We start from the raw sequence: 23,451 nt of genomic DNA, 5'->3' as shown, positions 1-23,451 counted from the left end.
GGCAATCATAGATGACCGATGTGCCCCGAAAGAACGGGAAGAAAACGGGGAAGGGAAACCCGCCCGTTGAGCATCAATTCAAACCCGGCAATCCTGGCCGTCCTAAAGGTGCACGCAACCGCCTCGGCGAGATGTTCATCGAAGACCTGCTTTCTGCCTGGGAGAGTAAGGGCGCCGCCGCGATCCACACCGTTATCGAGAAGCGCCCTCAAGACTTCTTGAGGGTGGTCGCGTCGCTGATGCCGAAGGATCTGAATGTCAACGTCAACCAAATCGGCGAGATGACTGATGAGCAGCTTCTCGACCGGATCAGAAAGCTCGACGCCACCATCCAACCTTTCCTCGCTTCTCATGGAGAGGATGGAAATAGCGATGGAGATAGAGCGCCGACAGCGCACTAACCGGCTGCGGTTCTATCGCCCTTACAAAAAGCAAGTCGAGTTTCATAAGGCCGGCGCTTCGTATCGTGAGCGGCTGTTCATGGCAGGCAACCAGCTCGGCAAGACGCTCTCTGGCGCGGCCGAAGCGGCAATGCACCTGACAGGGCAATATCCAGACTGGTGGCCGGGTCGGCGATGGGACAGGCCGATCACGGCGCTAGCGGGGTCTGAATCGTACGAACTGACCCGCGATGGTGTGCAGCGCCTTCTGATCGGTCCACCTCTGAACGAAGAGGATTGGGGCACTGGCTATATTCCGAAAGCCGCAATTCTTGACACCACGCGCCGCGCTGGCGTGTCTGGCACGCTCGATAGCGTCACGGTTCGGCATGCATCGGGCGGAGCGTCAACGCTGTTGCTCAAAGGCTACGACCAGGGTCGCAGTAAGTGGCAGGCCAACACGGTCGATTTCGTCTGGTTTGATGAAGAGCCACCAGAGGACGTCTATCTAGAGGGCATCACACGCACCAACGCGACCGGCGGCTCTGTTGCTGTCACGTTCACGCCCCTGAAGGGCATGAGCACGGTCGTTGCGAGGTTCATCATGCCAGGTGAGGACGAGGGCGCCAAATACCGCACCGTCATCACCATGACGATCGACGACGCGGAGCACTACAGCCCAGAGGAACGGGCGCGCATCATCGCCAGCTATCCGGCGCACGAACGCGAGGCCCGCACGAAGGGTGTGCCATCGCTCGGCTCCGGTCGCATCTTCCCGATTGCGGAAGAGAGCATCGTCGTCGATCCATTCGAGATCCCGAAGCATTGGGTGCAGATCGGTGGCCTCGATTTCGGTTGGGATCACCCTTTCGGCGCTGCTTGCTTGGCATGGGACCGAGACGCCGACGTCATCTATCTGACGAAGGAATATCGCGAGCGCGAAGCAACGCCGCTCATTCACTCCGGGGCATTGAAGCCTTGGGGCGCCTGGATGCCGTGGGCTTGGCCTCACGATGGCTTGCAGCATGACAAGGGCAGTGGCGAGCAGCTTGCGGCCCAGTATCGAGGGCAGGGCCTCACGATGCTGCCGGAGCGCGCCACCTTCGATGACGGCACCAACGGCGTCGAGGCCGGTCTCTCGGACATGCTGCAGAGGATGCAAACCGGCCGCTGGAAGGTGTTTCGCACCTGCCCGCTCTGGCTGGAAGAGTTCCGCCTCTACCACCGCAAGGATGGCAAGGTCGTGAAAGAGCGTGACGACGTGATTTCAGCGTCTCGGTACGCGTTGATGATGAAGCGGTTTGCCAAGGTCAAGGCTGATGCAGCCGCCTGGAAGTTCCAAGATCGGAAGGTTGTCTAATGCCGGCATTGTCGACGCAGCAGCTTGCTGCCCAGGTCTCACAGCTGGTCAAAGACTGCGAGAGCTTCCGCGACCAGCTGTCGAAAGACCGCATGACGGCGATGGAATATTACGACGGCACGATGAAAGACGTGCCGGCCGATGCCAACCGGTCGAAAGTGGTTTCGCGCGATGTCCGCTCGTCGATCAAAAAGGTGTTGCCGTCTCTCATTCGCACGATCCTCGGCAATGACAAGGTGGTCGAGTATGAGCCGGTCAACCAGGGCGATGAAGCGAGCGCCGAACAGGCGACCGACTACATCAACTACATCGTCTTTCCGGAGAGTGACGGATACGACGCGGTACAGGATGCAGCACACGACGCGCTGAAGCTCCGCAATGGCGTGATCCGCTGGTGGTACGAGAAGAAGCGCAGCGTTGCCGTGTCGAGCCACACCGGTCTTGATGAGGCGTCAATGGTGCAGCTCGTCGCCGGAGATGATGTCGAAGTGCTGGAGCAGGCCCAGTCGCTCGCGACAATCGACACGCAGCAGGGGCCGGCGCAGGTGCCTGTCTTCGACCTGAAAATCAGGCGCACGATCGAGAAGGGATGCACTCGGCTTGCGGCGGTGCCGTTGGAAGAGTTCCTAATCCACCCAGACGCGATGTCGATCGAGGACAGCCTCTGCACCGGCATCAACATGCGGATGCGCCGGTCCGACCTCGTCGCCATGGGCTACGATCGGGCCAAGATCGACGGTATGGCCGAAGCGACCAGTGACGACGACAAGGAAGCGGAAGAGTACACGCGCCGTCGTGACGTGGTCGACAGCAAGGACCAGATCGACAAGGCCTCTCAGGAGGTCGAATACTACGAGCTGTATGTCCGCATCGACGCCGACGACGACGGGATTGCCGAGTTGCGCCGCATGGTGTTCGCGGGCGGTACTGCCGAGAAGAACCTCCTCGAAAATGAGGAGTGGGACGAAGCGCCTTTCGCCGACCTCATCACCGAGCGCCGGCCGCATCAGCGCGAGGGCAATTCGATCACCGACGACATGGCGGAGATCCAGCGCATCAAGACGGTGTTGCTCCGTCAGACGCTGGATAACCTGTACTGGCAGAACAACCAGCAGCCTATCGTGCAGGAAGACGTCATTCAAAACCCGGAATCGGTGCTAAACCCGAAGTTCGGCCAGCCGATCAGGGTGAGCCAGGGGACGGACGTCCGCGCCGCCGTCGGCTACAACACGGTCCCGTTCGTTGCGGGCCAGTCTTTCAGCATGCTTGGGTATCTCAACCAGGAGGCAACCGACCGCACCGGGATTTCTGATGCGTCGAGCGGCATGGCCCCGGATGCGCTGCAGAACATGACGGCGAAGGCCACGGCGTTGATCGAGCAAGCGGGCATCGGCCAGACCGAGCTTATGGTCCGCACCTTTGCGCAGGGCCTGAAGCGCGTGTTTCAGGGGCTGTTGCGCCTCACGATTAAGCACCAGGACAAGCCGCGTGCGGTTCGCCTGCGTGACCAGTGGGTCACCTTCGATCCTCGCCACTGGAATGCCGACATGGACGCCACCGTCAACACCGGCCTTGGCGCCGGTACGCGTGAGCGCGACATGATGATGGTGCAGATGATCCAGCAGTTGCAGGAGAAGCTGCTCGCAACGCTCGGGCCGGTCAACAACCCGTATGTTTCGCCCGACAACCTCTATAACTCGATCGCGAAGACGGTTGAGGCCGCGGGACTGAAATCTCCGGACCTCTATTTCACGAAGCCTGACCCCGCCCAGCTTGAAAAGCGCATGGCGGACGATGCTGCCGAGCCTGATCCGGAAATGCAGAAGGTCCAGATGCAGGCCCAAGCCGACATGGAGAAGGCAAAGCTTCAGGCTGAGACCGATCGGCAGAAGCTCGCGGCCCAAACGCAGGTCGATATGGCCAGGATCAAGGCCGACAGCGAGTTGAAGAAATATCAGATCGATCAGGAAATCGCGTTGAAGCGTCAGCAGAACGCCGCGCAGCTTCTGACGAGCCAGACCGTCACCTCGACGCAAATCGGAGGCATGGCAGGATGAAGCCCGCAGAGAAGCAGGCCGCGGCGCGTGCCATGCTCGATAATCCGCTCTTCCATTTGATCATGGATGATCTGGAGGCATCGGCGATCAACGGTTGCATCAACGCACCGGTCACCGACGACGAGACCCGCGGCGCCTTTGCGGCCGAAGCGCGGGCCATCAGGAAATTCCGCAGCAAGCTCAAGTTTCTCGCCGAGGAACAAGCCACTGCTGACGGCAAAGGCGCCCCGGCATAGGGCCCGGGCCAAACCTCAAAAGGCAGGACATCATGAACGAGAGCGTCAACCCGGCCTTCGCCGGGAACGAAACCGTTGCACCCTCGACCGACATCGACAACCCGGACAATCTGAACTTCTGGGAGCCAGGCGACGACAAGAAGCCGGCCAACTCGGAACAAGGCACGGAAGGGATCGAAGGCGAGACGGCTGAGACCATCGTGGATGGTCAAGAGGCCGGCGAAAACGCAGACAACGCCGAAGGCGACGAGCCGGCCGATGCCGAGAATGGCGAGGCAGCCAACGAAGCCGACAGCCAGATCATCACCCTGAAGGGTGGCGACCAGGTGCCGTTGTCCGAGCTGAAGCTCGGGTACCTGCGGGAGCGCGACTATCGTTATAAAACTCAGGAGGTCGCCAATAAAGGCCGCACTCTTGAAGGAATGACAACCCGCGTGACCAACACGGTCAAGGGTATCGCTTCCTATCTGGCAGAGCGCTTGCCGCCTGAGCCGCCGCGTCAGATGGCGTTTCAGAACCCTGTCGAATACACGCGCCAGAAGGCGATGTACGACGAGGGTTTGGCAAACATCAGTCAGATCATCGAACTTGCGAACGACTCCACCTCGGTTGCTGGCGAGCTGACATCGTCGATGAGCGAGGAGACGCTTCAAGCCGAAAGCGAGCGACTGGCGCAGGCATTCCCGCAGACGATGCAGGAGGAGGGACGCACAGCGTTCTTCAATCAGGCATTCGATGCGGCGCGTGAGCTTGGTTTCTCCGACGCGGAACTGAAGGGCATCGTCGATCATCGTCTTTTCGGGCTGGCCTATTACGCCCGAATCGGGATGAAGGCAGAAGAGGCGAAGGGCAAGGCGCTGCAAAAGGTGACCGCAGCCCCTCCCGCCACTCCGAAGGCACGGCCGAACGGTGGGGCCAGCCAGCAAGTTCGTTCGAGCAAGGATGCGATGCAGCGGTTGTCGAAAACCGGGTCGATGCGCGACGCAATGGCGATCGACTTCGACTAAACCTCTCATCGAAGGAAAACGACCATGGCCGCTTTGGCTAACACGTTCACCACCAACCAAGCCGTCGGCAACCGCGAAGAGCTGTCCGACGTCGTTTCCCGCATCACGCCGGAAGATACCCCGATCTATTCACTGATCGAAAAGGGCTCGACGAAATCGGTTCACCCCGAATGGGAAACCGACGAGCTCGCCGCGCCGGCCGCGAACATCAAGACTGAAGGTGACGAATACACCTTCGGTGCCATCTCTCCGCCTGACCGTCTGGGCAACTACACCCAGATCCTGCGCAAGGACTGGATCATCTCGGCCACCCAGGAAGTCGTTTCCGAGGCGGGCAATGTCCAGAAGCGCAAGTACCAGAAGCTGAAGAAGGGCGTCGAGCTCCGCAAGGATGTCGAATTCGCCATCGTTGACACCAATGCTTCCGTCGGCGGTGCGACACGCGAACTCGGTTCGCTGTCGACCTGGATCGAGACCAACGTCTCGCGCGGTGCAACCGGTGCCAACGGCGGCTTTGACACTCCGACCGGTCTGACTGTGGCGCCGACGAACGGCACGCAGCGCGCGTTCACCAAGACAATCCTGGACAGCGTCATGCAGCAGGGTTTCCAGAACGGGGCGAACTTCCGTCACGTCTCTGCATCGCCCTACGTGAAAAGCGTGTTCGTCACGTTCATGTCGGACAGCAACGTGGCACCGTTCCGCTATGCCGTCTCCAAGGGCGGCGAGCGCAACACCATCGTTGCCTCGGCCGACTACTACGAAGGCCCGTTCGGCACGGTGATGATCCACCCGAACCGCGTCCAGGCCGGCAGCGCTGGCCTTGCTCGCAACGCCTTCTTCATCGATCCGGAAATGCTGTCCTTCCTCTGGCTCCGCAAGATCCAGGAAGACAAGGACGTCGCAAAGACGGGCGATGCTGACAAGGGCGTCCTGATCGGTGAGGGCACGCTGAAGGTTCACAACGAGAAGGGCCTAGGCGTTGCCGCCGATCTCTTCGGCCTGACCGCCGCGAGCTAATCGCGTCAGTCTCATCATTGGCAGTGAAAGGGCGGGCTTCGGCTCGCCTTTTCCGTTTCAGGAGCAATGGAAATGACCGATCAGACAAAGCCGGCCGAGGCCGCAAAAGAGAAGAAAATCCCCGTCAAGCTGCTGCGCGACGTCTGGACCGACGAGGGCGAACGCCTGGTGGCCGGTGCCGAGACCGAGCTTCCGCTCACCTTCGCGAAAAAGCTCATCGACGAGCACAAGGCGAAGCGCAATGATCCGCTCCCGGGCGAATCCAAATGATCATTCGTGACGGGAGCTGGACGCTCTACGAACACGATATGATGACGGGCCGCTCGGTCTGGCATTATTTCGACGGGGAGAAAGACGTGTTCCGCGTCGACTACCCCGTCGACAATCTCATCAGCGAAAACCAGGACGTCCGCAACAGCGCCGAGAAGGCATGGCGCGGCGACTGGCACCGGGTCGCATCGATCCCGCTGAATATCGCTCACGATTCCGGAATTGTTCAGGCCCACTCCGAGGGTGACGACAAGTTCGTGAAGCGCTTCCTCAATAACTCCGACAATCGCGCCTGGCGGACCAAGGAAGGCCAACTATGAGCGTCGAGTATGATCGCATCAGATCGCAGGTGAAGGCCATCGAGGCGAGCCGGCCCAGTGCCGAGGACGCCCCGGAGGTTCACCGGGAAGCGAATGAGCGAATTACGCGCCTCATAGACCATTCCCGCATGTTCACTGCCGCCGATCGCGCGCGGAAGGTTCCCCTATGACCATTTCGGACTATGCGTCGTTGCTCGTCGATGCTGGCGAGTATTCCGGCCGCGACGACATTGCGCATCTCTTCCCGCGCTTTCTCGGCCTGGCAGAGCTGAAGCTCAACCGGGGCCTTCGCATCGCTGAAATGGAAGTCGTCGGCACGGTGTCGATCGTCAACGGCGAAGCGCCGGTGCCGACCGATTTTCTAGAGGCGCGTGAGGTGAAGACGGCGGCCGGCCATCCGATCCGCGCCGTTGCCCTGCAGCAGCTGACCGACAGTTTTGGCGCTCGCAGCGGCATTCCGGCCGGATATGCGGTCGTTGGCGGCAATATGCGCGTGCGGCCGGTCTGCGATCAGGATTTGACCGTCACCTACTATGGCAAGATCCCGCCGCTCACGCCGGCAAACCCGTCGAATTGGCTGCTCGACAAGGCGGCGGACCTCTACCTGTATTCGCTGGTTGAGGAAATCGCGATCTGGGAGCGTGACGTTGGCAAAGTTGGCGCTGCCCAACAGCTCAAGATGCTGGCTCTGTCCGGTCTGAAAATCGGCGACGAGCGCTCGCGCTGGGGCAATGCGCAGGTTGTTGTTGGAGGGCCGACGCCATGACCTTGCTCTCTGCTATCAACCAGGTCTGCGATGTCGTTTCCCTTGATCAGTTCGACAGCATCTATGGTTCGAACGATCCGAACGCGCGCACGATGGTTGCGCTTGCCCAAGAGGCAGGCGACGAAATTGCGCGCCGTGCTGACTGGCAGCAGTTGCTGAAGGAACGGGTTGCCCTGAGCTCGCCTGAGCCGTTGCCGGATGACTACGAGCGTTTGACGCCTGGTGGCGCCGTGCGCAGTGCAGCCGGTGCCTTCTATCGACCCGTCACGAACAGCTCACAGTGGGCCGTGATCGTCGGCGTGGTATCCGCTCAGCCGTATTTCTTCATCAAGGGCAACCAGGTGCTGTTTTCGCCGGCTGCTACCGGTGTCGGCTCAGTTATCGAATACGTGTCGAAGTTCTGGGTGCTGCATGACCCGGACGGCCCGGGCGACACGCTTGAGGCTGACGACGACACCACGCTTTTCCCGGAGCGGTTGCTCGTGAAGGGCATCCTGTGGCGATGGAAGCGGCAGAAAGGCCTACCATTCGACGACAATCTTGCCGAGTTCGAGGCCGACCTCCTGCAGGAAATCAACGCCGATCGGGGTGCATCATGAAGATGGCGGTGAGGCCGGCCCGAGTGGGTCAAAGCAATCGCGGCTCGGTGAGTGTCGGCCAGATGCAGTCATCGCAGCCGGTGACGTTCCCTGCGCCGCGCGACGGCCTTGTTACGGCGACGGATATGGCGTCGCAAAAGCCGGGATCGGCAATCGTGCTGCGCAATTTCTTCCCGACGCTGGTCGGATGCAAGATCCGTGGAGGCTCGCAGAAACGGGCCTTGGCTGCCGACGGCGGCGATATCAAGAGCGCCTTCAAATACAAGTACGGCGTCAATGAGAAGCTGTTCGTCGCGACAGACACGGCAATCTACAATGTGAGCTCGCCGGCAGCGCCACCAACCACGACCGCGGCGGACGTTTCAGGGCTTGCGGGCGGTGACTGGTGCACTTTCCAGCATACCAACGCAGGCGTCTCGAACCTGATTTGCCTCAATGGCGCGAACGATCGGCGGATCTACAACGGTACGAGCTGGACGACGTCACCGGCCATCACCTTCGTCGACGGCACGACCATGCCGCAGCTCAATTATGGCTGGCTCTTCAAGAACCGGCAGTTCTTCCTGAAGAACGCAACGCTTGATGCCTATTACCTGCCCGTCAATGCGATGGGTGGTGCGGCTGTCGTCTTCCCACTCGGCGGGGTGATGAAGCGCGGCGGTTCGTTGCTGACCGGCTTTTCCTGGTCGCTTGAGAGTGGCGACGGCCTGTCGGACATGTGCGTGTTTGTTTCGACCGAGGGCGAGGTAGCGGTTTATGCCGGATCTGACCCTAGTGATGCGAACAACTTTGCGCTGAAGGGCGTCTATCAACTCGGTAAGCCACTCGGAAAGAATGCATGGATCAGGGCAGGAGCCGATATCCTCATTGCCACGAGTGACGGGCTCACCCCGATCTCCCAGGTGTTTCAGCGTGACCGGCAGGCCCTCAGCCTCGTTTCTGTCTCGCGGCCGATCGAGGATGATTGGAAGCGGGCGGCCAACGCGACAGGCGGCGGTTGGACGCTGAAGCAATGGCCGGAGCAAAACCTTGTGTTCGTGGCCTTCCCCGAAAACACCGTCGTCACCGACACGACATTCGTTTTGAACGTCCTCACCGGGCGTTGGTCGACCATCACCAACTGGCAAGCATTCTGCTATGAAACCCTGCAAGGCGGGCTCTTCTTCGGCTCGTTCGATGGGTATGTCTGGCAGGGCGATACCAGCGGTACCGACGACGGCCTGACATTCAGCGCCACGTATCTTTCGCAGTTCGCGCCGGCAGGCCAGTTCGGGCAGCGCGCGACCGGAACCATGGCGCACATGTATTTTCGCGGGAAATCCCGGCCGAAAGTGCGGTTGTTCGCAAGGGCTGATTTCGACAAGACCACGCCGAACTTTAACAGCGTGACCGAGGGCAACACCACCTCTTCGGAGTGGGACGTTGGCCTCTGGGACGTCGCCGTGTGGGACGGTGTGTCGGAGTTGATGCGCTACGACTTTCGCCAGAATGTGCGGGCAGTCGGCGACATGTTAGCCGTCGGTTGCGTCATCACCTCGGGCGGCGCCGTCAAGCTCGATATCGAAGTCGACCTTGCCACACTGCAGGTTTCGGTTGGCGAGGCCAGCGCATGAGGCTTGTCTGGGGCGGGGCAGCTAATCCGGCCGACAACGCCGCCATCGCACATTTCGTCGCCAGCCACATTACCGGCTGCGATCGGGGTTTCGAGAATTTCACGACGCTCGGTCTTGTCGACCAGGATCAACTGGTCGCGGGCGTTGTGTTTCACAATTACGCACCAGAAGCCGGGGTTATCGAACTGTCCTCGGCTTCGACCTGCAAGCGCTGGCTGACGCGTCCGATGCTCAAAGGCATGTTCGGCTACCCGTTCGATCAGATCGGCTGCCAGATCGTCGTTTTGCGAGTCTCGGAACGCAACGCGGTCATGATCGAAATCGCCGAGCGGTTCGGCTTCAAAGCTTATCGCATTCCTCGCCTGCGTGGTCGCGACGAGGCGGAAATCCTGTTCACTCTGACAGATGACGACTGGCGGGCGCATCCCGTCAATCGGAGGTAAATCATGGGCAAAAGCAAAACACCGAAGGCACCAGACCCGCGCGAAACGGCGTCCGCACAGACGTCGACGAACATCGGCACGGCAATCGCCAATGGCTATCTCGGCAACGTCAATCAGGTGACGCCAGACGGCAGCCTGACGTACAGCCAGAGCGGCACCAACAAGTGGACGGACCCGATGAGCGGCGCCGTCTACGATCTGCCGACGTGGACAGCCACGCAGACGCTGTCGCCTGGGCAGCAGGCCATCAAGACGCAGAACGACGCGGCAGAACTCAATTTGTCGAAGCTGGCGAATTCTCAGTCGGGACGGTTGCAGGATCTGCTTGGCAAGCCGTTCAATCTAAGCGGCGCGCCGGCTGCTGGTGACCCGTCCAAGGTCGGACTGCCGCAGTATGCGCAGTATGGATCGGGCCCGAACCTGCAAACCAGCCTCGGCAATGCCGGCAACGTTCAGAGCACGATTGCGAACGCAGGAAACATCCAGAAGGGTGTCGCCGACGCCGGCACGATCCAGAAGACACTGGGCGACGCGGGCGACATCACCAAGACGTACGCCTACAGCGCCGACACCTCACGCTATGAAAATGCGCTGATGGAGCGGATGAACCCGCAGCTCGAACGCAGCCGCGCCGCCCTAGAAACGCAGTTGGCGAACCAGGGCCTGCAGCCGGGTTCAGAGGCGTTTAACCGTGCTATCGATGCGGCGACGCGGCAGGAGAATGACGCTCGGTTTGGCGCGATTCTCAATGCCGGTCAGGAGCAATCGCGTCTTGCCGGCCTCGCTCGTGACCAGGCGGGTTTCCAGAACAGCGCGCAGCAGCAGGCCTATAACCAGATGCTGTCGAGCGGTCAGTTCGCAAACACCGCGCAGCAGCAGCAGTATGGGCAGAACGCGAACAATATGCAGCTCGGCAATGCTGCCCAGCAGCAGCAGTTTGGCCAGAACCAGGCGCAGCTGCAGGCGAACAACACCGCGCAGCAGCAGAAGTTCGATCAGGGCCTAGCCTCGGCCACATTCGGGAACTCCGCCAATCAGCAGATGTACCAGAACAACCAGTCCCAGACCGCGGCGAATAACGCGCTCAAAGATCAGACGTTCAATGCCCAGCAGGCGCAGCTTGCGGCGCAGAACCAGGCACGCGCCCAGTATCTCAACGAGCAATACGCGCTGCGCAACCAACCGATCAACGAAATCGTCAGCCTCATGTCGGGCGCTCAGGTGAACAACCCGAATTTCGTGCCGACGCAAGGTCAGAGCATCCCGAACATCGACTATGCCGGGATGGTTCAGCAGGACTATGCCAACAAGGTCGGCGCCTACAATCAGAAACAGGCTGGCATCGGCTCAGTTCTCGGCGGCCTCGCCGGCATGTTCACGCTTTCCGACAAAACCGCAAAGAAGGACATCGAGAAGGTCGGGGAGCTGAAAGGCCATGGGCTCTACGAGTATTCCTACCGGGGCCAACACAACGACGGCAAACGGCACATCGGTGTGATGGCCCAAGACGTCGAGAAGAAGCGCCCTGATGCTGTTCGCAAGGGCAGTGACGGCCTCCGCCGCGTCGACTATGGCGCGCTCTTTGCAGCAGGAAGGAAGAAATAATGGTCGGGTTTCTCTTCGGCGGCACTACTGGCGAAACGGCGCAGTCGCTCGCCCGCAAGCGTGAGATGCAGGACGCCTTGGCGCGTCAGATTATGGGCAACCAGCCGAAGAACGTTGCCGAGGGCATCGGAGCAATGCTCAAGGGCGCGGCGGTCGGCATTGGCAAATATCGTGCCGATAGATCCGAGAAGGCCGGGACCGATGCGGCCTCGACGCTTTACAACTCGATCCTCGGCAATGCGACGGCGCCTTCGGCAGCAACAAACCCGGCGGCGATGGGTGGCAACATGCCAAAGGTAGACAGCCGCGGGAATATCTCGACGACGACGAGCGGCGACGTCTATTCCGGCTTTATGGACACTGTGAAGGGCGGCATCACGAACCCGTTTGGCCTCGCCGCCGTCGCGTCCACCGGCAATGCGGAAAGCCGGTTCTCCCCGGGCAATGCAAACCGCTCTTGGAGCGACCCGAGCGAACGAGGTGCTCCCGGTACAGCTGGCGGCATCATGTCTTGGCGCGGCCCTCGTCTGGAAGCTCTCTATTCGTTCGCCGGCCAGAAGGGTGAGAAACCTGGTGCGATTAGCCCGCAAACTCAGACTGAATTCTTCCTTCAGGAAGATCCGAACCTCGTCGCGGCGCTGAACAACGCGAAGTCTGTCGAGGAAGCGCAGCAGCTTATGAACCGCGCATGGCAGTTCGCCGGATGGAACCGCCCTGGCGGCGAGGCAGCGGCGCGCATGAGCTCGGCGAATGCCTACCTGCCGAAGTTCCAAGGTCAGCCGCAGTCGCGGGAGGTTGCCAGCCTCGACCCGTCGATCGGCATGCCGGATACGGCGGCAGACGCGGTCACGGCGATGGCGAGCAGTACCATGCCGGCGACGAGCCCCTTCGTCTCACCATTCGTGGATCCTGCTGCGCAGTCTGGTGCCGCTCAGGCCGGCGCATCGCTGTCCGACGAGGTCGTGGCCTATGAGCAGACGCCGGAGTATGCCGCTCGGTTCCCGGGAAGGAGTGCTCAGGCGCCCGGCATGGAGCAACCGCGTGACATTTCAGCGCTTCCTGTTCCACCTCAGTCGCAGCCGTTACCGGAAGGCATCCCCGCGCAGTTCCAAGGTTCACAGCAGCTTGCCAGTGCCCAAGGTGGCATTATGCCGGCTCTGACGAGTGGGGCGCCCGCGACCCCGCAGCAGATCGCCCAGGCAGAGGCAGTTGGTCAGCAGCAGCCATCGCAAGTTGCGCAGTCGGCAGGCGGCGTCGACCCCCGTCTTTACGAACTGCTGGCGAACGACTTTGCCACGCCTGAGATGAAAGCCGTTGCCCGATCGATGATTGAGCAGCAGATGCTTGCCAACGATCCGATGCGGCAGCTTGAAATGAGGAAACTGCAGCAGGACCTGAATGCTCCTCGCAAGCGTGAGACCTCTGTCGTCAACGGCCGGCTGGTCGATAACCAGACGGGGCAGGTCATTGCCGAATACCCTGATGCGCAGAAGCCGACGGCCGATCGGCAAAACTACGAGTATTATCGGGAGTTCGAGACAAAGAACGGGCGCACACCGCTCGGCCCGCTCGAATGGGAGCAGGCGCAACGCAAAGCCGGTGCCGGAACGACGAACGTCAGCGTCGGCGAGAGCGACAAGTTCTATGAGAACCTGGACAAGAAGAATGCTGAATCGTTCGCTGCTCTATCCGATGCTGGCATGCAGGCTCGGGCGCGTATGGGTCAGATCAACCGGCTAGAAGGCATCTTCGCCAATGTGCCGCAGGGCATCGAGGGTGGCTTCAAGAAGATTGCGGGCGATTGGGGCATTCCGATCGGAGAAGGCACGAGCGACATTCAGGCTGCATCTGCATTGCTCGAGAAAATGGTCCCTGAGCAGCGCGCTCCGGGTTCCGGCCCGATGTCCGATGCCGATATCAGGATGTTCCGGGCATCACTGCCCCGCATCATTAACCAGCCAGGCGGCAACGAGCTTATCTTCCAGACCATGCGCGGGATTTCCGAATACGAGCAGCAGATGGGCGTCATCGCCGATGCCGTCGCCGATCGGGAAATCACGCCTGCCGAAGGCCGTAAGCGTATCCGCGAGATGCAAAACCCGCTGGAAAACTACAAAATCCCGAATGGGCCCACCCCGAATGAGGGGACCAAAAAGACCCAAACCGGCGTCAATTGGAGCTATGGAGATTAATGGGAACTCTCACGGTCAACGGCGTCAAGGTTCAGGTCGACGACAGCTTTAAAACGCTGTCGCCAGAACAGCAGGAAGCCACCGTCAACGAAATCGCGACGCAACTGGCTGCCGGCGGCAAGGGGAACGCCCCAGCGCGCTCTGGTGGCGTTGAGGGGGCGGTCCGATCGGTCGCCCGGGGAACGCTTGGGATTGGCTCTTATCTCGACGAGCTCGACGCCGCCACGAATGCGACGTTCGCCCCGCTGGTCGACCCGTTCTTGCCGGATAGCTATGAAAAGCTGCCTGGCCAGACATGGGGCGAGCGCTACGACCAGGCGCTCAATATCCAGCGTCGGAAAGACGACGAGTACGACACGGATAATCCGAAGCTATCGACCGGCCTGCAGATCGCGGGCGGCGTTGGCTCGGCTGCTGCGCTTTTACGGGCAGCTCCTGCGATCGGTAACTATGCCCTCGGCAATACCGGTGCGTCTGTTGGGTCTCGCCTCGTCTCTGCTGGCGTCGCTGGCGGTGGGACGGGCGCGGTTCAGGGCTTCGGTGCTGGCGAAGGTGGCGCGAAAGAGAGAGCCAAGCAAGCCGCCTTTGAAACTGGCGTCGGTGTAGGGACAGGCGTTGTCATGCTGCCCGTCGCCGCCGGCGCCAACAAGCTCGCATCCTCGCTCGCCCGCAAAATCCTGGGTGAAAGCAACGATGCGCTTTCCACGGTCACCGACCAGGCGCGGCGCTATGTCGTCGACGAGCTATCCGATCCGTCGAAAGTCGGCCGATATCGTGATTCCCTTGAGCAGCTTGGGCCCAATGCCATGCTGGCCGACGTCTCGCCCGAATGGCTCGGCGTGGCTCGCGGCGCAGCAGCTCGACCGGGCACTCGCGGTCTTATCGTGGATCCGCTCAACGAGCGTAGCGACCTCGCCAACACTCGGCTGCGTGCGGATGTCGCCGACAATCTCGGTCCGGATCCGGTGCCGTCGCGCGTTGATCGATCGCTAGCGGCGGACCAGGACCAGGTGAGGCGTCGCTATGGGCCGGTGATGGCGGAGAGGTCGAATTACGATTTCATCCCGATTGCCGATGCTCTCGATGACGAGATCCAGCGGATGCGCGGGCCGGCCCAGCGCCAGTTGCGAAACGTCCGGCAGATGCTCAACGTCAATGGGCAAGACATGGTCACGACCGATCCGGCTATCGCGTTCGAAACCCGACAGGCGATCGATGGCATTCTCGAAACGGAGCAGAACCCGAAGGTCATTTCGGCCCTGACAGAGGCGCGTCAGATGATTGACGACGGCCTGCGCGCTTCGGTGCCGCGGATCAAGGAAGTCGATGGGCAGTTCGCGGAAATCGCGCGCCAGCGTGAGGCCTTGGGTGAGGGGCGTTCAATCATGAACAATGGTGCCACCGCCATGCGCCCGTCAGAACTTGACGAAACCCTCCGCCAGGGCGCGCTGCCCCAGGGCGAGATGATCGGACCGTCGGGCGTGCCCCTTCGCATGCAGCAAAGCTCCCTCGGGGAGGTTTACCGGGCGATCGGCACGGAAGCCAACGACCTGAACGCGCTGCGCAAGACGGTCAGAGGTGAGGGCGACTGGAACCGCGAAAAGCTGGGTATGCTGTTCGGCGAGGACAGGGCCGACAACGTGCTTAATTCGATTGACCGCGAGAATGTCTTTGCCGACACGGCGAACCGCGTCACGCGTGGCTCAGACACGGCCATGGGGTCGCGGTTCAATCAGTTTCTCGACGAGGTATCGAAGGGGCAGGAAATCCCCTCTGATGCGACGCTGACAGGAACGGCAGCCAAGCTGTTCAAGTCGATCATGAAAAGGGTGGTGCAGGGGAATGCCGATACCAACGCCGGCAAACTGGCGGAAGATATCGGCCGTCTCAGCGTTGCCACCGGTTCGACCCGAGACCAGATCGTCGAGGCGATCCTTCGGCGCGGTGAGAAGAACGTGGTCGACCAGCAACGGGCTTCGACGGTTCGAGCTTTGGCAAGATCTGGCGGCTTGGCGGGTTACTCTTCTCTGCCAGGCGTGCGGAACTGACGAGCTGCGTCCCAGCGGCCGGCGAAAAATCCGGCAGCAAATACCATGAAAGCAATCCCGAATGCTCCGACAGCCTCGGCGGGGAGCAATTCGGCAACCCAACGAACTCCAAAGGTCAGCGGAATAGACACGGCCAGGACGATCACAGCCGTAAGCACGCCGATGATTTTCAGCGCTTTGTGAGACGGCTCGTGTGGATTGTGGTCGATCTGCATGGTCTACAACATAAGCGAGCGACGCGGCAGGCGCAATTACTGCTATGCAGGTTGCTTGGACGGCCATCCGGATCATGAAGACAGAATAGTCGTGGTTCCGAAGAAAAAACAGGCAGCAGCTGCGGGTATCCAGTCAAGCAACCAATGAAGGCCATACCAACTTGTCGGTCGGCGCAGCCATGGTTCGTCGAAGAACAGCTTTGCTACGTCAATGATCGAAATCGGCTGCCAGGCGCCATCGTGGAGAAAGTCTAGGGTTTGATACCCGATAATTCCGAAGCCGGCCAATATCAGGACGATGCCGAAGAACACCTGACACACGACGCCATAGTCGGTCTCGGGATCTTTCAAAATGCTCCACAGACTGCCGTCTCGATTGTTCGACATCACACGAAGATACACGAGAGTGAAAGGAAATGAAGATGGGCTCAGTTCGCCTTATCCTGCGGGGTATCGAGCAATGCGATTTGGTGATTGAGGAAATCCCGAAGGGTAATTGCCGTATCTCGATCAAGTCTGATCCTGCTGCAGATGATGGGATCGTTGTGGATCTTTCCATCCGTGGTGGGGGTGAACCTGAAAACGCCGAGCGTGAAGTTGATCACCCCGTTGACCAAGCCGCCACCGAGCATAATGTTGCTGAACGTGACAGGGACGGTATGCGGATCGCTAATCAGGTCTGCCTCTTCAACGCTCATCAATATTCCCCCTTTTGAACGAGCACTATGCTCGCCACGCGGCATCATTGAATCAATCTTCGGTGGAGTCGAGCGGGATGTAGCTGCCACCCGTCAACCAGTCGCGAAGGATCCGCTTTATCGCCTCCTCGCGGCTGACGCCATATTCGGCCATGACCATCTGAACTCCACATTCAACTTCGCCGTCCAAGTCGATCGACATGCTTAGCCCCTCGGTTTGCCACGGGTGATGAAACCGAAAACCCGCAGAACTTGCAAGGCTCCCACCCGGGGGCCTTTTTTTATGGAGAATGCCCATGCCCAGAACAGGCGGCGTCTATAGCCCTCCGGCCGGCACCAAAGGTGTGCCGAACACGACCATTCAGAGCGTGCCGTACAACACGCTGATCGACGACCTGACGGCGGATGCGAACGCAGCTCGTCCGATCACGGCCGGCGGTACCGGTGCGACATCAGCGAGTGCTGCCAGGACCGCGCTCGGCGTTGCGATCGGGACGAACGTTCAAGCGTATGACGCCGGCCTTCAGTCGATCTCGGGATTGGTAACCGTCGCCGACCAGATGATCTACACGACGGCGCTGGACGTCTACGCGACGACGGCGCTGACGGCCTTTGCCCGCACGCTGCTTGATGATGCCAATGGGTCGACGGCGCTGACCACCCTCGGCGTCTCGACGTTCATGAAAACCGTGCTGGATGATGCGGACGCGGCCACGGCACGCGCGACGTTGGGAGCGAACAACGCGTCGAACCTGACGACAGGGACCGTTGCCGACGCCCTCATGGGCGCGGCGACCTACAATTTCGGCATCGTCAACATGTCGGGACGCCTAACGCTCACGCTGGGTGGTGAGGCGATCCGTATTGATTCAGGCGACGCCACCAGCGACCCGTTTGTGTCGTTCTACAAACAGGCCACGCGTCAGGGGTACATTCAGCACAACGATGGTGCGACAACCGCATTCGGCTTCAGAATCCAGAACGACATCGCCACAGGCGGCGCAACCGCAATGCTTCTGGCAAATACCGGCGGCGTCGACGGGTGCCGTTACATCGTTGGCGCCAACAACTACGCTGTCTGGCATACCGGCAACCTAACGCTGACGGATCTCGGAGGAGTTCCAACCGGCCGCACGATCACCGCCGGCAATGGTTTGACCGGCGGCGGCGATCTGTCGGCGAACCGTTCCTTCACCCTCGGCACGCCGACCAGCGTCACAAACACCTCGACGAACAGCGTCACCACGACCAGCCACACCCACGAATTGGTGCTGACGGCTGCCGATCTCAACGGCATCTATGGCTATACGCCCGTCAACCCAACTCGCCAGGTTATCGCCGGTAACGGTTTGACGGGAGGTGGGAGCCTGGCGGCGGACCGCACACTCGCTGTAGGGCAAGGCACTGGTATCACCGTTGCTGCTACTACGGTTTCCGTCGATACCACCGTCTGGCGTGACGGGAACCAACCTACAGCCGCCCAGATAGGCAGCCTCTACGCCGGTAACTCGCAAGGCGCGATCGGTACCTACGCCTTTGCCCTCAAGAAAACCGCTGGCACCATCAACCCCGGTTCCACCGTTGCCGGCACGGATCTCTACTGGTCGAACTCCGCCAACAGCGCCGTGCTCGGAATTGATGCCGGGACATGGCGGGCCATGGGTGTCATCACCAACGCTTCCGCCTCTGTCGCAATGAGGATCTCCTGATGAGCAATCTGACAATCGAAGCCGTGAGTGATCTTCGTTGGGCCGACGCAGTCCAAGAGACACTGACTGCGAACATCAAGTTTGCAGAGTTCGACGAGCCGCACCCGTTCGGGATGAGCGCAAGCGCGGCAGTGCAATATGAGCACGAGGCCGAGTTTTGGCAGAAGGCCCTTGCTGGCGACTACGGCGCAATTGCCGCGTATATCCCGCCGGCTGTCGAGGAGCTGCGAGCGGCCATGCCATCCCTGACGGCTCGCCAGCTTCGGCTTGGCCTGGTGACCAACGGCATTCCCCTTTCATCGGTCACATCGACGATCGGCGGCATGCCGGCCGGCCCTGACAAGGACAAAGCACAGATCGAATGGGAGTATGCGAGCACGTTCAATCGCATGCATCCGCTAATCGCGACCGTCGGTGCCGCGCTCGGCCTGACTGAGGAGGAAATCGACAACATGTGGTTGGCTGCAGCCGGCCTCTAATCGCAGAACGTGACGCAAAAAGGTCGGCCAACCAACGCTTGAATTCTCCAACTTTTCAGTCATAAGACCGGCTGTCTGTGAATTCGAACGCTCAGACGGGGCCTCTTCTCCTACTCGTAGGGGAAGGGGCCTTTTGCTTCCCGATTGTCCTTGGTTCCAGTCTGCCGGTCCCTGGGCTACTTCGGCGGCTTGAACCGATCGAGACGGTTGTCGGCGATGTATTTCTCGCAGATTTTCAGGTCTCGCGTAAGTTCGCTGATGCGTCGTGCGTCATCCTTTGTCCTCGCGCTTTCCAACTCAGCCTTCAGCTGATCACGCTGAGCAAGGTATCTTTTCGCGAACTCGGCGGCTCGTTTCGCTGCATCGGTCATTCTCTCGATCCTATCAACCTGAGCGTCGGTTCGACGCCGTGATAGCGAATTACCACACCCGAAACCAAAGGTGCACCATGAACACGACCGTGCAGGCTCTGCAGCGGCGCTTGATCGCGCTCGGGTTTCAGCTCCCAAAATCCGGTGCCGACGGTGACTTCGGCATTGAAAGTATCATCGCAACCGGAAATGCACTCGATGAACTGCAGTCGCTTCGCGCCTTTTCGTCGATGTACTCGCCGCCAGCCACTCCAGTCACGCCACAAGCGTTCGTGAAATCTCAGACGGTGCCGGCCGACTGGATGCCACCGGCCAAGATGGTTCGCATCATCTGCCACTGGACAGCTGGTGCTCACAAGGCGAGCGAGTTCGACCGCGGCCATTACCACATCCTCATCGAGGATGATGGCAAGCTCATCCGAGGCGGTCCGTCGATCGACTTGAACCAGTCGCCGACGAAGAAGGGTTATGCGGCTCACACGCTGAACTGCAACAGCGGCTCGATCGGCGTTTCACTCTGCTGCATGGGCGGTTCGAACGAGGCTCCGTTCGATCCCGGCAAATATCCAATGACGCGCAAGCAGTGGGACGCCCTGACTAGTGTCGTGGCGGATCTCTGCCGGCGCTACAACATCAAGATCACCGACAAGACGGTGCTCTCTCATGCGGAGGTCCAGAACAATCTGGGCATCCAGCAGCGGGGCAAGTGGGATTTCACCCGCCTTGCTTTCGACCCGTCGATCAAGGGCGCCAAGGCCTGCGGCGACAAACTGCGCGCGGAAGCATCCGCGAAACTCTGACCTTTCCAACATCGAAGGAACTACCATGCGTTCACTGATCATCGTATCAGCGGCGGCTCTTGTGCTGTCCGCTTGCACCACAACCACCGGCTCGATCGATACGGCCATTCAGAAGAACCTGCCGCAGATCTGCTCGGCAGCCGCAACGGCGCACTCTGCGTTCGTCGTCGTCGCCAGCACCGGAAATATCAAACCTCGCACCGTTGCCCGCGAGGCCGTTGCCTGGGAAGCACTCGAAACGGTCTGCAAAGATCCGGGCAGCGTCACCGCGGCGACAGCACTTGTGAAGGCCGCCGAGGCCTATGCAGCCATCACGCTCGCCGTTCGCGAAGCAAAAGCTGCCAGCTAAGGAGAATCGACCATGAACGTTTCGAAAGCAATTGCCGCCGCGGCCGGTGGCGCGCTGACCGGTACCGCCGGCATTCCCTTCATGCCGGATGACACGCCCTGGTACGGCTATCTGGCGCTCTACGCGCTGACGATCGGTCTGCCGGCGGTGCTGACCTACTTCGCACCGAAGAACCAGCAGTAACGGCTACGTGGCCGCCTCGCGGCGGGGCGGCCACCTTCCGACAAATTGCATGGCATGCATTCACGAGGGACAGGAATGGGGCAGCAACAAGGTGATGAAATGACAACCGTCAGAGCACCGGCCTGGAAATGGGAGTGGAATCTAAACACCGTCGTGATCCTGGTCGGCTTTGCCGGTGGGCTCGTCGCGTGGGGCGCCACCTGGGAACGCCTGAGTTCCAATCAGGGCGCGCACGCCCGAACTCTCGACCAGATCGACAAGCGCGTCACCACTCTTGAGGCGTCAATGCGCTTGCTCGACAATCACGAACTCCGAATTACCGGGGTGGAAAAGCAAGCCGCTGAGGCCGCGACCTCGATGCGCGCCGTCGAGAACACGCTCAACAATCTCAGTTCGGATATGCGGCTTGTCCGGGAGATACTGCAGCGCCTTGAGGAGAACGGGCGTGGATCGCGGTCGCGCGCGCCTTAGCCAATGCCAGGTTACCTTGAGAGGTAACCCAGTTGGTGGAATTCTTTGCAACATGTTGCGGAACGAAAAACTATCTTGGTTCGTTTCAAACGTGGGCGACGGACGTTGTGGTGCGTTGGTACGAGGCTATGTTGGGCGAACGGTGCGACACACCGCCGGCTATACAAGACGTTTAAACGCTGCTAGACGACGCCTCGGTCGTGAATTAAGGTACTGTTATTCGATTTGCCGTACCGTGTGTAACCGCTTTGATATGTTCGGAACCGATGGACGCGGCTCCGGTTTTATTGATATCGCAGTGGAGGGAAAAGTTATGCCGTATGACGAAATTCCATCCGACGACGTCGTCGTTCAAGCTCTAGTGGATCTAGGCGGTCGCGCGACTGCAGCGGAGTTGTGCAATCAGTTAGTGCGCACCAACCATTCGCGTCGCGATAGCCAGTTGGCGATTCAACGGGCCTCGGAGCGCGGTCGAGTTTCCGTCGGTGCGGATTGGAAGTTGAGCGTCGTTATGCAGGCGGTGGCTGCCTGACAAACGCCGGCTGGACCCTAGACCATCGCCAGGAGCGACGGCACCAAAAGGAGGGCCTGGACCAGCGCACGCATTTCGAGCGTGATCGGGACAGGCTCCTCTACTCCTCAGCATTCCATAGACTTGCCGGGATTACGCAGATTGTGCGAGCCGGTGAGGCGAATGTTTTCCATACCCGCCAACAGCATACGTTAAAGGTCGCGCAGGTAGGCCGGCGGCTAGCTCAGAAACTTGCGAAAGAGCAGAAGAGGGCGGGCATATTCAGAGGCCTCGACCCAGAAGTTGTGGAAGCGGCATGTCTTGCCCACGACCTTGGGCATCCTCCGTTCGGGCATGTCGGAGAGCACACGCTCAACGAGTTGGTGACCAAACACGACGACGATGGCTTCGAGGGGAACGCTCAGTCATTCCGAATTATGACGAAGCTCGCAATACGGTTCCCAGAGGTGAATGGGATCGACATGACCCGTGCCACATTGGCCGCCTGCCTGAAATACCCTTGGTATCGGGGGAAAACGGGCAAGGAAGCGAAGAAGTGGTCGGTCTACAAGTCAGAGCAAGAGGATTTTGATTTTGCGCGAGAGCATCACGCCAACCATTCTGAGAAAACCCTAGAGGCTGAGCTAATGGACTGGGCGGACGACGTCGCCTACTCTGTCCACGACCTCGAAGACTTTCACCGATGCAACGCTCTGCCTTGGCAGAAAGTCTTCGCTGAAAAGGACAAAATTATCTCGCACGCCAATCGCTCTCACCCTGTCGGAGAGCATCGATTGGATGCCGCTTATGAACGGCTCAAGGGCTTCTTAGAAGGTACTTACACAGAATTGCTGTCGGAGCCGTATGATGGCACGCGGGAGCAGCGCGAACAATTGCGTCGTATGACGTCGCAGTTGATCGGGACATACATCGGCGCGATAAGGATCAACGAGGATCGCTCATCTAACGTCGCGGTTACTTTCAATAGCGATTACGTCGACGAAGTCCACATACTGAAGCAAATCACACGCGACTATATTATTGGCAGTCCAACGCTTGCGGCTCAGCAGTTTGGTCAACAGCGAATCATCCGTGATTTGTTTGAAGCGCTTACCTCAAGTACAGACAATTCCATAGGCTATCCGCCATTCTTGCCGATCAGACTGCGCTATCTTCGCCCAATGGCCGGTACGAGCCCGGCTAGGTTCGTTGCAGATTGCATCGCCGGTTTGTCCGAGTCAGAGGCGATAGCGCTACATTCACGGCTCACAGGTGCGGTGACAGGGTCTGTATTGGATCCAATAGTGAGGTAATTCGCGCCAGTGCGGTGCAGGCCCGTACCCGAGCGCTAGCAAGTGGGCCTCGGAGGCAACCTCCACGTATCGGCGGATCGATCCCCGAAAGGCGACCGGCGCGGGGTCAAGCAAGGATGGTAGCGTCGTGGCTTCAAATACACGTCAGGGGGTAATTCTTGCCGACCAGATCCAGATTGGCGATCATACTGGTTGTTCTAATGTTTGTGCCGGCAGCGTGGTTGTACCTTCTAAACAATGATCCCTGCTCAAGCGAGCACTGCGTTGTAATCAGCGGCTTAGGAGCTATGGCCGTAAGTGCGGTACTTGGTCTTATCGCGCTGTATCACGCCCTGATAATCCTCGAAGGGCTCTGGATGTCCTTTCTACACCGCGATGAATAGCCTTCGTCGCCCATTCCTCGTCCCTATGCGGTCAATCTCGTCGATTACGGCGT

At 60.0% G+C, this 23,451-nt stretch carries 27 protein-coding genes; 22 read left to right on the top strand and 5 right to left on the bottom strand.

The window, feature by feature from the left end:
* Positions 1-11: 11 nt before the first annotated feature.
* The 15 genes from J3R84_RS13065 to J3R84_RS12995 all read left to right on the top strand — a co-directional run bounded on the left by J3R84_RS13065 (position 12) and on the right by J3R84_RS12995 (position 15,916).
* Positions 12-401, top strand: a complete 390-nt coding sequence (locus J3R84_RS13065; RefSeq protein WP_203527979.1) for a hypothetical protein — start codon at positions 12-14, stop codon at positions 399-401.
* Positions 289-1,740, top strand: coding sequence for a terminase large subunit domain-containing protein (locus J3R84_RS13060; protein ID WP_203527981.1), 1,452 nt, complete (start codon positions 289-291; stop codon positions 1,738-1,740). Before J3R84_RS13065 ends, J3R84_RS13060 begins: the two co-directional genes overlap by 113 nt.
* Complete coding sequence (locus J3R84_RS13055; RefSeq protein WP_203527984.1) at positions 1,740-3,797, top strand: portal protein; 2,058 nt, start codon at positions 1,740-1,742, stop codon at positions 3,795-3,797. The genes J3R84_RS13060 and J3R84_RS13055 overlap by 1 nt, the downstream gene beginning before the upstream one ends.
* Complete coding sequence (locus tag J3R84_RS13050) at positions 3,794-4,033, top strand: hypothetical protein (RefSeq protein ID WP_203527987.1); 240 nt, start codon at positions 3,794-3,796, stop codon at positions 4,031-4,033. Before J3R84_RS13055 ends, J3R84_RS13050 begins: the two co-directional genes overlap by 4 nt.
* 32 nt (positions 4,034-4,065) lie before the next feature.
* On the top strand, positions 4,066-5,040 hold the full coding sequence (locus J3R84_RS13045; protein WP_203527991.1) for a hypothetical protein: 975 nt from the start codon (positions 4,066-4,068) through the stop codon (positions 5,038-5,040).
* A 24-nt stretch (positions 5,041-5,064) separates the two neighbouring features.
* The gene (locus J3R84_RS13040; RefSeq protein WP_203527993.1) at positions 5,065-6,060 is read left to right on the top strand and encodes a DUF5309 domain-containing protein; all 996 of its coding nucleotides are present in this window, start codon (positions 5,065-5,067) and stop codon (positions 6,058-6,060) included.
* Positions 6,061-6,126: 66 nt separating this feature from the next.
* Entirely contained in the window at positions 6,127-6,330 is a 204-nt protein-coding gene (locus J3R84_RS13035) for a hypothetical protein (RefSeq protein ID WP_225906278.1), read from the top strand.
* On the top strand, positions 6,327-6,650 hold the full coding sequence (locus tag J3R84_RS13030) for a hypothetical protein (protein WP_203527996.1): 324 nt from the start codon (positions 6,327-6,329) through the stop codon (positions 6,648-6,650). The genes J3R84_RS13035 and J3R84_RS13030 overlap by 4 nt, the downstream gene beginning before the upstream one ends.
* A gap of 166 nt (positions 6,651-6,816) precedes the next feature.
* On the top strand, positions 6,817-7,416 hold the full coding sequence (locus tag J3R84_RS13025) for a phage adaptor protein (RefSeq protein WP_203527999.1): 600 nt from the start codon (positions 6,817-6,819) through the stop codon (positions 7,414-7,416).
* Positions 7,413-8,015: a phage adaptor protein gene (locus J3R84_RS13020; RefSeq protein WP_203528002.1), complete on the top strand. Its 603-nt coding sequence runs from the start codon at positions 7,413-7,415 to the stop codon at positions 8,013-8,015. The genes J3R84_RS13025 and J3R84_RS13020 overlap by 4 nt, the downstream gene beginning before the upstream one ends.
* A gap of 2 nt (positions 8,016-8,017) precedes the next feature.
* On the top strand, positions 8,018-9,628 hold the full coding sequence (locus J3R84_RS13015) for a hypothetical protein (RefSeq protein ID WP_373688521.1): 1,611 nt from the start codon (positions 8,018-8,020) through the stop codon (positions 9,626-9,628).
* Positions 9,625-10,071 carry a GNAT family N-acetyltransferase gene (locus J3R84_RS13010; RefSeq protein WP_203528007.1) on the top strand — a complete coding sequence of 149 codons (447 nt, stop codon included), beginning with the start codon at positions 9,625-9,627 and terminating at the stop codon, positions 10,069-10,071. Before J3R84_RS13015 ends, J3R84_RS13010 begins: the two co-directional genes overlap by 4 nt.
* Positions 10,072-10,074: 3 nt before the next feature.
* Positions 10,075-11,676: a tail fiber domain-containing protein gene (locus J3R84_RS13005; protein ID WP_203528009.1), complete on the top strand. Its 1,602-nt coding sequence runs from the start codon at positions 10,075-10,077 to the stop codon at positions 11,674-11,676.
* 275 nt (positions 11,677-11,951) lie between these two features.
* Entirely contained in the window at positions 11,952-13,868 is a 1,917-nt protein-coding gene (locus J3R84_RS13000; RefSeq protein ID WP_225906279.1) for a phage tail tip lysozyme, read from the top strand.
* Positions 13,868-15,916, top strand: coding sequence for a hypothetical protein (locus J3R84_RS12995; protein WP_203528013.1), 2,049 nt, complete (start codon positions 13,868-13,870; stop codon positions 15,914-15,916). Before J3R84_RS13000 ends, J3R84_RS12995 begins: the two co-directional genes overlap by 1 nt.
* On the opposite strand, the gene J3R84_RS12990 is transcribed toward J3R84_RS12995, so the two are convergent.
* The 4 genes from J3R84_RS12990 to J3R84_RS12975 all read right to left on the bottom strand — a co-directional run bounded on the left by J3R84_RS12990 (position 15,886) and on the right by J3R84_RS12975 (position 17,031).
* Positions 15,886-16,131, bottom strand: coding sequence for a hypothetical protein (locus tag J3R84_RS12990; protein WP_203528015.1), 246 nt, complete (start codon positions 16,129-16,131; stop codon positions 15,886-15,888). The genes J3R84_RS12995 and J3R84_RS12990 overlap by 31 nt on opposite strands.
* A 72-nt stretch (positions 16,132-16,203) precedes the next feature.
* Entirely contained in the window at positions 16,204-16,482 is a 279-nt protein-coding gene (locus J3R84_RS12985; RefSeq protein ID WP_203528017.1) for a hypothetical protein, read from the bottom strand.
* A 77-nt stretch (positions 16,483-16,559) separates the two neighbouring features.
* Complete coding sequence (locus tag J3R84_RS12980) at positions 16,560-16,829, bottom strand: hypothetical protein (protein ID WP_203528019.1); 270 nt, start codon at positions 16,827-16,829, stop codon at positions 16,560-16,562.
* 52 nt (positions 16,830-16,881) lie between these two features.
* Positions 16,882-17,031 carry a hypothetical protein gene (locus J3R84_RS12975; RefSeq protein WP_203528021.1) on the bottom strand — a complete coding sequence of 50 codons (150 nt, stop codon included), beginning with the start codon at positions 17,029-17,031 and terminating at the stop codon, positions 16,882-16,884.
* 94 nt (positions 17,032-17,125) lie between these two features.
* Here J3R84_RS12975 and J3R84_RS12970 point away from each other — a divergent pair, with 94 nt between their 5' ends.
* Complete coding sequence (locus J3R84_RS12970) at positions 17,126-18,538, top strand: hypothetical protein (protein ID WP_057221847.1); 1,413 nt, start codon at positions 17,126-17,128, stop codon at positions 18,536-18,538.
* Entirely contained in the window at positions 18,538-19,017 is a 480-nt protein-coding gene (locus J3R84_RS12965; RefSeq protein WP_203528023.1) for a hypothetical protein, read from the top strand. Before J3R84_RS12970 ends, J3R84_RS12965 begins: the two co-directional genes overlap by 1 nt.
* 176 nt (positions 19,018-19,193) lie before the next feature.
* Here the strand turns inward: J3R84_RS12965 and J3R84_RS12960 are convergent, their stop codons facing one another.
* On the bottom strand, positions 19,194-19,388 hold the full coding sequence (locus tag J3R84_RS12960; RefSeq protein ID WP_057221849.1) for a hypothetical protein: 195 nt from the start codon (positions 19,386-19,388) through the stop codon (positions 19,194-19,196).
* 77 nt (positions 19,389-19,465) lie between these two features.
* On the opposite strand from J3R84_RS12960, the gene J3R84_RS12955 reads away from it, so the two are divergent.
* The 5 genes from J3R84_RS12955 to J3R84_RS12935 all read left to right on the top strand — a co-directional run bounded on the left by J3R84_RS12955 (position 19,466) and on the right by J3R84_RS12935 (position 23,015).
* Complete coding sequence (locus J3R84_RS12955) at positions 19,466-20,188, top strand: peptidoglycan recognition protein family protein (RefSeq protein WP_057221850.1); 723 nt, start codon at positions 19,466-19,468, stop codon at positions 20,186-20,188.
* 25 nt (positions 20,189-20,213) lie between these two features.
* Positions 20,214-20,537, top strand: coding sequence for a cell wall anchor protein (locus tag J3R84_RS12950; protein ID WP_203528025.1), 324 nt, complete (start codon positions 20,214-20,216; stop codon positions 20,535-20,537).
* Between the two features lie 12 nt (positions 20,538-20,549).
* Positions 20,550-20,720, top strand: a complete 171-nt coding sequence (locus J3R84_RS12945) for a hypothetical protein (RefSeq protein ID WP_203528027.1) — start codon at positions 20,550-20,552, stop codon at positions 20,718-20,720.
* A gap of 99 nt (positions 20,721-20,819) precedes the next feature.
* Complete coding sequence (locus tag J3R84_RS12940) at positions 20,820-21,191, top strand: hypothetical protein (protein WP_225906280.1); 372 nt, start codon at positions 20,820-20,822, stop codon at positions 21,189-21,191.
* Positions 21,192-21,683: 492 nt separating this feature from the next.
* A complete protein-coding gene (locus tag J3R84_RS12935; RefSeq protein WP_225906281.1) occupies positions 21,684-23,015 on the top strand; it encodes a deoxyguanosinetriphosphate triphosphohydrolase family protein in 1,332 nt (443 codons plus the stop codon).
* Positions 23,016-23,451 lie beyond the last annotated feature (436 nt).

It is taken from the genome of Ensifer canadensis (assembly GCF_017488845.2).
Lineage (GTDB): Bacteria > Pseudomonadota > Alphaproteobacteria > Rhizobiales > Rhizobiaceae > Ensifer > Ensifer canadensis.
This window is presented reverse-complemented; position numbering and strand designations above follow the sequence as displayed.